Source organism: Flavobacterium sp., from assembly GCF_027484205.1.
Classification (GTDB): domain Bacteria; phylum Bacteroidota; class Bacteroidia; order Flavobacteriales; family Flavobacteriaceae; genus Flavobacterium.
On sequence record NZ_JAIXUB010000019.1, the window covers coordinates 159573 to 172180 of the forward strand.

Consider the following 12608-nt stretch of genomic DNA (forward strand, 5'->3'; position numbering starts at 1 on the left):
GATTTTGTTAACTTTGTTATTCAAAAATCCCAAACTAATAGTCACAATAACAATATTTTTTGTACGTTATTACTTTGTTTTTAAATTAAGGCAAATGAATACAGATACATTAGATTTTAGCGATTTTGACGAACAAAGTCAAAAAGAACTTCAAGGAATGAAATTTTTGAGTATAGATGATATGAAGGAGGAATCCTTGAAAAATAATCCTTTACACGATTTAAAAACATTAAAACCTATCAGGGAAATATTTAATGAAATAGCTTTAGAAACTCCCAATGGAAAAAATAGTGCTCTCTACAAATCGATTTTTACGTCTAAAAATATCGATTTTCAAAAGATAATTGGTTTTTTAGAAGAGAAATCAAGTTTTATTTATAATCAAGAAAAGCTTACGACTAGAGCTACATTTATTGGAAACAAAAAACTACAGTTAAAAGCAAAATTGTACAAAGAAAGTGGAGTTGTCGATATTCATAATAGCTTAGAATTAAAATTTGATTATTTAAGAAAAAATATTGAATATTTAGTTCATTATTATTTTGTTGATAAAGAGAAAGTTGAAGAAAAAAACAACAAAGACCACATTGCATTTACTGTTAGTTCATCAAGTTTTAATGATTTTGAATCATTCTTGAAGTTTGCAAAAAATGAACCTAGTAAAGAATTTTTGGAAAAAGTAACAAATTCTTTTTTGAATGCTTTTGAAAAAATAATTCCAATTGAAGATAAATCAATTTCTAAAAGTATTGATTTAAAACAACTTAATCTTGCAAAGATAGATTTACTTGTTTGGTTATACAGAAATACACCTGATTTTATTAAAGAAAAATATAATTTAAAAAACACGCCTAGTTTAGATCGAATTAGTATTGAAAACAAATTAAAGATTTCTAGTGTTCAAGACAAGGATAGTTTCGATAGCATCAACAGATTAGAAGTTAACTCTAAAGATTTTCCAACAGCATATTGGAGTTCTGATTATGATGGGAAGCTTCCAGTTGACAGTTCTAGTTATGAAAAGTATCGTTCCAACTTAGAAAAAACAGTATATTTTCAATTAAACGTAAATCAAGCTGTGCCTACAAATACAGAAATTGAATTTAAACTTTTAGATAATGATAAGATTAGTTATCCTTTAGGTTTTGTGCATCCTTTTTTTACGTTTTATAATTTAGTTACTACAGATGATGATAAGTTTGATGATAAAGAAATAAAAATTTTAGGTATTGTTAGAGAATTTGAAGGAAAGAAAAGAATTACTTTAGAGTTATTTTTAAATCCAAGTTGGGCAAATGATATTATTGACGATAAAAGCGGACCATCTTTAAATGGTAGTTTAGAGTTGTACTGGTCATGGCAGTATAACAATATAGATTGGACTTCTAAAAAAGTTCAATTATATGTTTATCCTTCTGATATTTCCCTTAGACTTAAAGCTGCATATTTTAATGGTGAAAATAATTTACCAGAAATGTATTCGCATACAGGTGATATTATTACATTTGCTTTAGATAGACTTCCTGATGGAACAATTAAAAAGTTTGTTTCGATAAAGATTAGAAACACTATTACATACAAGTCTTTTGAAGATGTAAACCAATTTTATAAAGAGATTTACACAGAAAGAATTAATTTAGTGAAAAATAAAATTGAAGCATCAACATATGAAATAGTGGAATTAAATCATTACTTTAAAATTAAGAACGATGCTACACAAATTTTCATTGAAGAAGAAAATATTATAGTACCAGTTGAAAAAGGAACGAAAACTGCTGCATATAATAGTTTTTATACAGGAGTAAAAGTGATAAAAGAGGCAACAAAATATTATGGATATTTTTCAATATTTAAAGATACCATAAATATGTTTCCTGAGTTAAGTGGTAATGATGAGTTTAATGTTCCATCTCTTAGCACGTTTGTTGGATTAATACCAGGATTAGATGTAATAGCCTTTGGTCTTGCACTAACAGAGTGGACAATGAAAGACCAAATAGCAGAGCAAGACAAACTCATTAATGAATCATTATTTCTTAAATGGCAAAATATTAAAAAGCAAGGGCTAGAAGCGGCTTTAAATTTTATTGATTTTAATGGTTGGGCAATTAGCAAAAAATTTCAAGCTGTCTTTGTTTGTCAAGAAACTTTAGATAAATTGTTCAAAGGAAATTTTAAAACAATTGATGAGTTGAGAGATTTTAATAACATGCAAAATAAAGAGAACAAATGCGTTTTAATAAGTTATCGAATAAATAATGAAGATCTTGGCACTTTTGATGATGTTATAGATTGTATATTTTTAAAAAGTTAATTATGAAGAAAACAATTATTTTAATTAGCACTGTATTTTTTTTTATTAGTTGTACAGAAAGAAATTATTTAAAAGAGGTAATTTCAAATGAAAAAGTAAGTATTACTTTAAAAGAAACATTTGAAGAAACCTATTATAATTTAAATGTTCCAATTGAATTTGAATTAAATTTAAACAATGAAAAAATAATCAGTGCAGTCCCTTATTATGAAAACGATGGTAGAAAAAGATTTGAAGGAGATTTTCACTATATCGATACAAAATATAAAACAAAAATGTTTTCACTTGATAAATATAGTCCTTATAATTATCCAACTAATATTTATATTATAGATGAAAAAAGAAAGATCACAAAAGATGAAGTTATAGCACTAATAAAGAAATATAATCCTTCTAAAACAATAAAGTCATTACAGACAAAAAACGATACTATTTATTTAATATCTTATTCAAAATATAGAAAAGACAATCCTGAGTTTTTACAGGAAATGAGAAAGCTGCCTGATAGTCTTATTTTAAGTTTGTACATAAAAGGAAAAGGATCAAAAGTCGTTGGTGAGAGAATCAATTGGTAATAATATTCAAAATTCAGACAATAAATATGTTTTTATAAGTTATATTATAATCAATGAAACTCTTGGTACTTTTGATGATATTATTGATTGTATATTTTTTAATTGATTAAATAATGAAAAAATTTTTTGTATTACTGTGTTTTATTTTTATCTCATCAGGATGTGCTGAGAAAAAGTACTTTGAAGAAGTGGTTTCAAACGAGAGAGTTTTCATCGTTAAGGAAATTATTTCTACAAAAGAGCATATAATAGTAAATATTCCATTGGAATTTAAATTTTACTTAAATAGTTACAACGAAGTTGACGTTGTTTTCTATTTTGAGATTGATGACGATAGAATATCAAAAGGTGAAGATTATTTAATCATAAATAAAAAAAATAATAAATTAATTTGGGGTTTGAAAAGTAGACATGATTCCAATTACCCAGATAGGATTAACATAAATTATTTTTATAAATTAAGCGACAAAAATGTTGAGGAGTTAATAAAAAAATATAATCCAAAGAGAAGTTTAGCTGACTTAAAAACTAATAAAGATACTATTCATTTAGTTTCTTACGCTAAGTTTAGAAAGGATAATCCAAAGTTTTTAAAAGAAATGCGAAAGAAAACAGATAGTTTACAATTAAGTATTGGTTTTAAAGGAGGAAAGCAGATGGTCGTGGGAGAAAAAATTAAGTGGTAATAAAACTTCTTAGCAGTTTTAAAGCTATAACTTTTTTGTGGTTTTTTATTTATTCAATTAAATACCTAGCTTTACAAAGTGTTCCATTTTAAAAAAATCTAATCGTTATTCAGCGCACATGATTGCAATGAACTGACTAAGTAAACATCTTCTGATTTTTCACTTTTTTATCTTTAAAGAAAAATGTAGCATATTAAATAAATTTCATATATTTGTATATACAAATGTTGTGATTTTGGAAAGAAAAGATTTTATAAAAACACTAATAGGAGGAATGACTATGGCATCATTACAGCCGTTCTACAATTGGACAAAAGACTTGAACGAAGAAGACGAAAAACTTCCAGTGTTATTTATTGGACATGGTTCGCCAATGAATGGAATTGAAGACAATGAGTTTTCTAATACATGGAAGAAATTTGGAAAAGAAATACCAAAACCAAAAGCTGTTTTAGTAATTTCTGCACATTGGTTAACAAATGGAACACACATTACGGCTATGAATAATCCCAAAACAATTCACGATTTTGGAGGTTTTCCACAAGCGTTATTTGAAGTTGAATATCCAGCAAAAGGAAATCCAGAATTGGCAAAATTCACATCTGATTTAATCACTTCTACTAATGTAGGTTTAGATCACGATTGGGGTTTAGATCACGGAACATGGACTGTTGTTCGACATATGTATCCTAATGCTGACATTCCAGTTTTGCAATTGAGTATTGATTATGGAAAACCTGCTCAATATCATTTTGAGCTAGCAAAACAATTAGCTTCTTTAAGAAAAAAAGGTGTTTTAATAATAGGAAGTGGAAATATGGTTCATAATTTAGGTATGGTTGCTTGGGACAAACTTAATGAACCTGAATATGGTTATGATTGGGCTATTGAAATGAATACTATTTTTAAAGAAAAAATCGGTAATGGTGATTTCAAATCGTTGATAGAATATGAAAAATTAAATAAAGCAGCAAAACTTGCTATTCCTTCACCAGATCATTATTTTCCATTGATTTATTCTATCGCATTGCAAGATACTAAAGACCAAATAAGTTTTTTTAATGACAAGCCTGTTGGCGGTTCACTAACAATGACTTCAGTAAAAATTGGATATAAAAAAAGGTAAGTTGAACGCTTACCTTTCTTACTTTATATAATTTCAATCTTCGGATTAATCTTCATTAGTTCCTCTAAAAATAAATCACTTTTAATAGGTGAAATAAACAGATCATCATATCTATTATAAGTAATTATGAAACCTTTAGTATCAAGTGCAGGCTTTAAAGTCACAGGAACATACAATCCAGAATGTCTTTTTATTTTTTGAATTTGTTCAATATTTATTCGTCCTCTAATTGGTCCTGAACGATACAATAAAAAATGATTTTTTATAACATATCGAGTGTCTAAAAGTACCCAAAGTAGAAAACCAATGACTAAAGAAACTATTACAATTGGAATTAATGCAACTCCATTTTCTTTAATTCCTAAATACAATACAACTATCATAAACAGCACAATAGCCCATAGAAAGATATAAGTAAAGGTACTTTTTGATGACAAAAATCGTTTCATTATAATCCTAATTTAGATTTTGTTGTTTTAATCAAACCGTCTTTGTGTAATAAAACAGAAATCGTTTTTAATCTTAAATAAGAACCACTCATGTAAATATGACCATCTTTACCAGACTTATTTCCCCAAGAGTTTTTTACTTTATAATAAATTTTACCTGTTTGATCTTTTACTTTTCCAACAATGTGCATCAAGTGGTCGTCTGTAGTTGTCAAATTTTCAAATTCCGCTTGACGGTATTCTGGTGAGATTACTTTTTCTGGTTTGATTTCAGTTAAAATAGTTTTTGCATCAGCATCATTATCAGGAATTACGGCAACACCGTTTTTGCCCGAAAACGTATTTTCAGAAACATCACAATCTAAGGCAATAGTAAAACCATTATCCAATGCATTATCAATATTTTGTACAAACTCTTCTAAAGGTAAATTATAAAACATTCCATTAGAAAAATTATCAGGAATATCCAATAAAAATGGCTTGTACATTGGTTCATTATTAAAAGATGAAATCGTAACGTAATCAGCTGTTTTCAATTTAGTCATTTCTAAGAAACTCTTCGGAGTATATTTTTTTCCTTCATAAGTAAACTCAGAAACATTCTTTCCTAAATAAACATCAAGAACTGAATTTACGGCTTCTTTCCATTGTGGAGATAATTTTTTACCAGGATTAGCTACATAAGTTTTTAGCATAGCTTCTAAAACAGCAGTCATTTCAGCATGATCGTGTGTGTCGTTAGTACCATTTAAACCGGTGTAAGCACTATTTGGAACTAAACCAAAATCTTCGGCACTATTAATCACATCGTGAGCTAAACCGCCTTCTCCAAATTGCGCTTTTCCCTGACGCATCACATAATTCCATGCTTTCTTTGGATAGGTATTTCTTACATTATACATTTCTGATAAATCTATTTTTTTTCCAGTCAATCTAATGATTTCTGCTTCTAGAAATGAGGTTGTTGAAAAACTCCAACAAGTTCCTGTATTGTCTTGTGATATTACCGGATTTGCTTCAATATCCTTAACCGTTTGAAATTCATAAGTTTGGGCAAAACTTCCTAAACTTAATGTTACTAATCCGATACTTAGAATAAATTTTTTCATAATAAAATATAGTGGTTTAAAGTATTTTTTGGTTTATTTTTACGCTAAAATACTATAATTTAGTATTTCCAATCAATTTTTAACAAAAATAGTTTTCAATGAGTACAATCAATTGGTTAACCGCTAAAGAATTTGAAGATATTACTTATAAAAAATGCAATGGTGTAGCTAGAATTGCTTTTAACAGACCTGATGTTCGCAATGCCTTTCGTCCTAAAACTACAGCCGAATTATTACAAGCTTTTCACGATGCTCAAGAAGATACTTCCATTGGAGTAGTTTTGCTTTCTGCTGAAGGTCCAAGTTCTAAAGATGGAATTTGGAGTTTTTGTAGTGGTGGCGATCAAAAAGCAAGAGGTCATCAAGGTTATGTTGGTGAAGATGGCTATCACAGATTGAATATTTTAGATGTTCAAAGATTAATTCGTTTTATGCCAAAAGCCGTAATTTGTGTAGTTCCAGGTTGGGCAGTTGGTGGCGGACACAGTTTGCATGTAGTATGCGATTTGACTTTAGCCAGTAAAGAACATGCTATTTTTAAACAAACCGATGCCGATGTGACTAGTTTTGATGGCGGATATGGTTCGGCTTATTTAGCAAAAATGGTTGGACAAAAAAAAGCACGTGAAATTTTCTTTTTAGGAAGAAATTATTCCGCAAAAGAAGCTTTTGAAATGGGAATGGTAAATGCGGTCATTCCTCACGATGAATTGGAAGATACTGCTTACGAATGGGCACAAGAAATTTTGGCAAAATCGCCAACATCCATAAAAATGTTAAAATTCGCAATGAATTTAACGGATGACGGAATGGTTGGACAACAAGTTTTTGCTGGAGAAGCTACAAGATTAGCCTACATGACAGACGAAGCCAAAGAAGGAAGAGATGCTTTCTTAGAAAAAAGAAAACCTAATTTTGATAAAAAATGGTTGCCTTAGTTTAGTCTTCAGTTGTCAGTTTTGTCACACTGAGCTCAGTCGAAGTGCTTTTTTATGCAAAAAGTACTTTTTGTATTCATTTTATAACTTTTTTTACATGGAAAACTTCTCTAACGAAACCATTGATACCAAACAACTTCCTCGATTTGAAGAAGTACAACTTACTTCTTTGCATTCTAAATATTGGAACGTTTTGTTAATTAATAATCTAATTCTCTTTTCAATTTTAGCTATTGCAATAATTTTTTTATGGATTAATGTAGATGATTCTGAAAAATTTAATCCATTTTGGGTATTTGGGATTTTCTTGTTAATTGTGAATCTTTCTTTCATTTTATATCGGATTTCTTTCAAGAAAAAAGCTTACGCCTTTAGAAATCATGATGTAATTTATAGAAGTGGCATCATCGCAACAAATACAATGGTTGTTCCATATAATAGAGTACAACATGTTGCTTTACATGAAGGTTTTATTTCTAGATTTTTTGGATTAGCAACAGTTGAAATATTCACTGCTGGTGGAAGTTCGAGCGATGTTGAAATTCCGGGAATTGCTAAAGAAGAAGCTGAAAATATCAAACAATTATTGATGGGTAAAATTCAAAAACAATTGTAATGGAAACCAATTTTAATCAGCCACAACGTCAATCAAAAATTGGTGTTTTGGTACTTTTTTTTGATTCTTTATACAAATTTGGAAAAGCTTTTTTACCAATCATTTTCATTTTTTTAATTAAAGCAGATTTTAGTGATAAAGTTTTAGTTTTTGCAGGAATTTTGGGTTTAATTGTCCTTACCGCAATTGTAGCTTATTTAAAATACCTCAATTTTACCTTTTACATAGATGAAGATAACGACGAATTTATTGTAAATGAAGGAGTTATTAACAAAACCAAAACTACAATTCAACTTAATAAAATTCAGCAGGTTAATATTCATCAAACACTGATTCACAGAATTATAGGGATTTATGCTTTAAATGTTGATACTGCAGGAAGCGATAAAAAAGAAGGCAATATCAAAGCAATTTCTCATTCGCTGGCATTAGCTTTAAAATCTAAATTGCTTGATAATGAAGTTAAAAGAGAAGTTAATTCTGAGGAACATGTTCTTCAAACAATTGAAAACAATACACCTACATCGTTTCTTAAAATAAATCTAATCAGTTTATTAAAAATTGGAATTACATCTAATTATGTAAAAAGTATTGGATTGATTCTAACGTTCTTTTTTACCATTTTAGAAAATCTAAGAAATATTGGTAGAGAAGATGTAATTGATGAAGACAAAATTGAAAAAGTAATTAATAGTTATCCAGTGATTTATGGAACACTTGTTGCTATTTTGATACTGTTTACAGTTGTTTTTCTCTTAAATATTGGTCGAACATTAATCAAGTACTTCAATTATTCTATTGCAAAGCAAAAAGGATCGTTGCTACTTTCTTATGGATTGATTAATACTGAAAGTACTATTTTAAAACCTGAGAAAGTTCAAATTGTCAACATTTCTAGAAATTTTTTTCAAAGGAAACTTAATGTTCTTGAAATCAAAATCAAACAAGCCGTAAGTGATGAAAAAAAGCAAAGTAAGTCTCAAATTGAAATTCCAGGTTGCAATACTGCTGAAAGTGACGAAATTCTAAAATTAATTTTCAAAGAATTGCCTCAAAAAGGCGCAATGATGCAACCTAACTTTCGTAAATTAGTTTTCGCAATTTTTTTAACAATTGTACTTCCTTTATCAGGATTTTTTATCTTTGGTAATTATATCAATGCCGAAGTTTTTAATTATTCTCATTTTGCACTAGTTTATACCATTTTCTTATTAGTAATTCATTATTTCGGATTCAGAAATTATCGATTATATGTCAATGAAAATCATATTATAAAACAAAGTGGCGCTTGGGATATTGATAATGAAATTATTGAAATAGGAAAAATTCAAGCATTGACAACATCGCAACTATTTTGGCATAAAAACCTGAATATTGGTTCGTTAACAATGCATACAGCAGGTGGAAATATTACTTTTTATCTAGGAAAATTTGATAAAATTAAAGAATACGTAAACCTTTGGTTATACGAAATTGAAACATCAGATAGTAATTGGATGTAGGTTTAGTGAAGAGTAATTAGTGATTAGTGAATAGTATTTTTCAAAAATCTTTTCAATGAAAGAACTTATAAACTTTTCTAAACTTTTAAACTTTTAAACATTTTTAAAATGAAACATTGGATTGACGCAGCAAGAATAAGAACATTACCACTTTCGGTTTCTGGAATTTTGGTCGGAAGTTTTTACGCCTTGTCACAAGCCTACTTTAATTGGAAAATTATCATTTTTGCACTTTCAACAACAGTTTGTTTACAAGTACTTTCCAATTTTGCCAATGATTATGGTGATGGAATAAAAGGAACAGATAACGACGATAGAGTTGGACCAAAACGTGCCATTCAAAGTGGAGCAATTACGCCACAAGCAATGAAAGTAGCTATATTTTTCATGTCGCTATTAACATTACTTTCAGCTTTGTCATTAATTTATTTTTCATTCAAAGGAAAATATTTAGTCTATTCGCTATTGTTTTTTGTTTTAGGAATTTTAGCTATTGCTTCGGCCATTCGATATACTGTTGGTAAAAATGCCTATGGCTACAGAGGTTATGGCGATATTTTCGTGTTTATTTTCTTCGGATTAGTAAGCACATTCGGAATCTATTTTATGTTTTCTAAGCAAATAGATTGGTTGTTATTACTTCCGGCAACTGCAATTGGTTTTTTAAGTGTTGGCGTTTTAAATCTCAACAATATGCGCGACGAAGCTTCCGATAGAAAAGTTGGTAAAAACACTATAGTTGTAAAAATGGGAGGAAAGTGGGCGAAAAATTATCATTATTTCCTAATTATTTCTGCAATGGTTTTGGTAGTTTTATTTGCCGTTTTAAATAATTTCAACTTCGATCAATATTTGTTTTTGGTGGCGTATTTTCCATTAACCAAACATCTAATTACAGTATACAAAAACCAAGAGCCAAGACTTTTAGATCCTGAATTAAAAAAATTAGCACTAAGCACATTTTTACTTTCAGTACTACTTTCATTAGCTTTAATCTTTTTCGTTTCTGATTTAATTGTTTATTATATTTTGAATTAGAATATATTATTTATAAAGAGTTATAAATTAATCCCACACACCATGAAAATAACATTCTACGGTCACGCCTGCATTGGCATTGAAGTTAGCGGAAAACACATTTTAGTTGACCCTTTTATTTCTGCTAATCCTAAAGCGGCTCACATCAACATCAACGATTTGAAAGCCGATTACATACTTTTAACCCACGCACATCAAGATCACATTCTCGATGCCGAGGTCATTGCAAAACGAACTGATGCAACCATTGTTTCTAATTATGAAGTTGCCGTTCATTATGGTGAAAAGGGAATTAAACATCATCCTATGAATCATGGAGGAAGTTGGAAATTCGATTTTGGAAAAGTAAAATTGGTAAACGCCATTCATTCAAGTTCCTTTCCCGATGGTTCTTACGGCGGAAATCCTTGCGGTTTTGTCATCGAAGGCGAACACAAAAATATCTATATTTCTGGCGATACTGCGCTTACCATGGACATGAAACTCATTCCAATGCGAACCAAACTCGACCTTGCCATTCTCTCGCTAGGAGACAATTTTACAATGGATGTTGACGACGCAATTATTGCCTCTGATTTTGTGGATTGTGATAAAATTCTTGGCGTTCATTTCGATACTTTTGGTTATATCGAAATCGACCACGACCAAGCCAAAAAGAAATTCTTCAACGCAGGAAAAGACTTAATGCTTCTAGAAATAGGACAAAGTATTATATTATAATTTTTTGTAGCAAATGGCATGAGAATTGTTATTAACCATTTTCCTGCTTTTCGTTGCAATCTTTTATTGCTTATGTCATCCTGAGTACTGTCAAAGGTCTTTTTCCAAAGCAATAAAAAGGATTTGCACTTCAATCAGGGCTAAATAGCAAACTAATTACATAAAATCAAAATGTTTAAAAAATCATTTCTTTTAATTTCGTTGCTTTCAATTACAAACCTGTTTTCTCAATCCAATGATGGTTACTGGGACAATATTCGCACCACAAACGAAACCATTACACTAAAAGCAGGCGAAAAAAAATCTATAAAAACAGCCAATTTTCCTGAAGGAACAACAGAAGTCGTTTACCGAATTACCTTGCTCGACGACAATCAAAAATTATCAAGTAGTTTAGTTTCTGTTTTAAAGGCAATTCCTGATCCTACAGGAATAAGTCAAGGAACTGCTGGAGCTGTTTTTTTGCTTTCAACTATTTCTGGAGATGACGAATGTAAATATGCTGTATTTCAACAAAATAAAGATTCAGAAAATTATCTAAAGACGGGAAAAGTCATTAACGCTTGTGTGGTTCAAAATACGCCAATAAATAAAGAAGCAAAACTACTTTCAACTGATTCCAAATGTGCTATTCAAAATTCAGAAAATTTATATTTCGCATTCGAAAGTGACAATTGGGTTATGAATCAAAAAATAGTTCTTGAAGTAGTGCCTTGGGTAAATAAAAAGGCAAGTCGTGGATGGAATGTTGAAACTAAAAAAGATTTAGAAAACGAAATTAAAAAGTTTGATTTTTTCGCAAACCTTTCTAAAAAAGATTTGTTTGTAGGTGAATTTATAAATTTAGTAAGTGAAAAGTATAAATACAAAGAATTCAAAGACTTATTATCAGCAGAAAAAACGTATGCACTACAAACTATAACTCTCAAAGCAGTTCAAAACACAAATCAAATGAACGATTTTTTAGAATTCAAAAGGAAAACAGCTTGGGATTTTTATAAAAAAAATCAGCATCAAAAAGCAATTGATTATATTCTAAATGAGATTGTTGCAAACAAATGGGCACAAGCAAAAGATTATAGTGCTTTAGGCGATATCTATATCGAAACAAAACAATTCGTTAAAGCAAAAGAATCTTATCTTAAAGCAACACAATTAGATGCTAACCAACTTTGGTATCAATTAAAATATGCAAATGCCTTAGTTTTTAATAAAGAAATGGCTGAAGCAAAAGAAATTCACAAAAAATACAAGTCAAATAATATTGATGTAAAAACATCATGGGCACAACAAACAAAATTTGATATTGAATTTTATAAATCTAAAGGTTTGGATGTTGACGATTTCAAGAAAATATTGCGAATTGTGGAGTAATTTCAATTTCAAAAGTCAACTTCAAAATTCAATTTCAATGTAGATTTAAAAATTTAATTTTGCATTATACAACCTGAAACCTGAAACCTGAAACCTGAAACCTGAAACCTGAAACCTGAAACCTGAAACCTGAAACCTGAAACCTGAAACCTGAAACCTGA

At 29.4% G+C, this 12608-nt stretch carries 12 protein-coding genes; 10 read left to right on the forward strand and 2 right to left on the reverse strand.

Going from position 1 to position 12608, the window contains the following annotated elements; translation table 11 throughout:
• Positions 1–94 precede the first annotated feature (94 nt).
• From Q0049_RS09675 to ygiD, 4 genes are all read left to right on the forward strand, one after another.
• Entirely contained in the window at positions 95–2314 is a 2220-nt protein-coding gene (locus tag Q0049_RS09675; protein ID WP_298119177.1) for a hypothetical protein, read from the forward strand.
• 2 nt (positions 2315–2316) lie between these two features.
• Entirely contained in the window at positions 2317–2889 is a 573-nt protein-coding gene (locus Q0049_RS09680) for a hypothetical protein (RefSeq protein ID WP_298119179.1), read from the forward strand.
• Between the two features lie 113 nt (positions 2890–3002).
• Positions 3003–3575 carry a hypothetical protein gene (locus Q0049_RS09685; protein WP_298119181.1) on the forward strand — a complete coding sequence of 191 codons (573 nt, stop codon included), beginning with the start codon at positions 3003–3005 and terminating at the stop codon, positions 3573–3575.
• Between the two features lie 280 nt (positions 3576–3855).
• On the forward strand, positions 3856–4701 hold the full coding sequence (gene ygiD / locus Q0049_RS09690) for a 4,5-DOPA dioxygenase extradiol (protein WP_298119207.1): 846 nt from the start codon (positions 3856–3858) through the stop codon (positions 4699–4701).
• A 23-nt stretch (positions 4702–4724) separates the two neighbouring features.
• On the opposite strand, the gene Q0049_RS09695 is transcribed toward ygiD, so the two are convergent.
• Both Q0049_RS09695 and Q0049_RS09700 read right to left on the reverse strand, forming a co-directional pair.
• Positions 4725–5150: a PH domain-containing protein gene (locus Q0049_RS09695; RefSeq protein ID WP_298119183.1), complete on the reverse strand. Its 426-nt coding sequence runs from the start codon at positions 5148–5150 to the stop codon at positions 4725–4727.
• A complete protein-coding gene (locus tag Q0049_RS09700) occupies positions 5150–6259 on the reverse strand; it encodes a C1 family peptidase (RefSeq protein WP_298119185.1) in 1110 nt (369 codons plus the stop codon). Before Q0049_RS09700 ends, Q0049_RS09695 begins: the two co-directional genes overlap by 1 nt.
• A 98-nt stretch (positions 6260–6357) precedes the next feature.
• Here Q0049_RS09700 and Q0049_RS09705 point away from each other — a divergent pair, with 98 nt between their 5' ends.
• The 6 genes from Q0049_RS09705 (at position 6358) to Q0049_RS09730 (ending at position 12447) form a co-directional block, all read left to right on the forward strand.
• Positions 6358–7197 carry a 1,4-dihydroxy-2-naphthoyl-CoA synthase gene (locus tag Q0049_RS09705; protein WP_298119187.1) on the forward strand — a complete coding sequence of 280 codons (840 nt, stop codon included), beginning with the start codon at positions 6358–6360 and terminating at the stop codon, positions 7195–7197.
• A gap of 97 nt (positions 7198–7294) precedes the next feature.
• Entirely contained in the window at positions 7295–7813 is a 519-nt protein-coding gene (locus Q0049_RS09710; RefSeq protein WP_298119188.1) for a PH domain-containing protein, read from the forward strand.
• Complete coding sequence (locus Q0049_RS09715; protein ID WP_298119190.1) at positions 7813–9315, forward strand: PH domain-containing protein; 1503 nt, start codon at positions 7813–7815, stop codon at positions 9313–9315. Before Q0049_RS09710 ends, Q0049_RS09715 begins: the two co-directional genes overlap by 1 nt.
• 108 nt (positions 9316–9423) lie before the next feature.
• Positions 9424–10353, forward strand: coding sequence for a 1,4-dihydroxy-2-naphthoate octaprenyltransferase (menA, locus tag Q0049_RS09720; RefSeq protein WP_298119192.1), 930 nt, complete (start codon positions 9424–9426; stop codon positions 10351–10353).
• Between the two features lie 42 nt (positions 10354–10395).
• Positions 10396–11073, forward strand: a complete 678-nt coding sequence (locus Q0049_RS09725) for a metal-dependent hydrolase (protein ID WP_298119194.1) — start codon at positions 10396–10398, stop codon at positions 11071–11073.
• Positions 11074–11244: 171 nt separating this feature from the next.
• Positions 11245–12447, forward strand: a complete 1203-nt coding sequence (locus Q0049_RS09730; RefSeq protein ID WP_298119196.1) for a hypothetical protein — start codon at positions 11245–11247, stop codon at positions 12445–12447.
• The last annotated feature ends 161 nt before the right edge of the window (positions 12448–12608 follow it).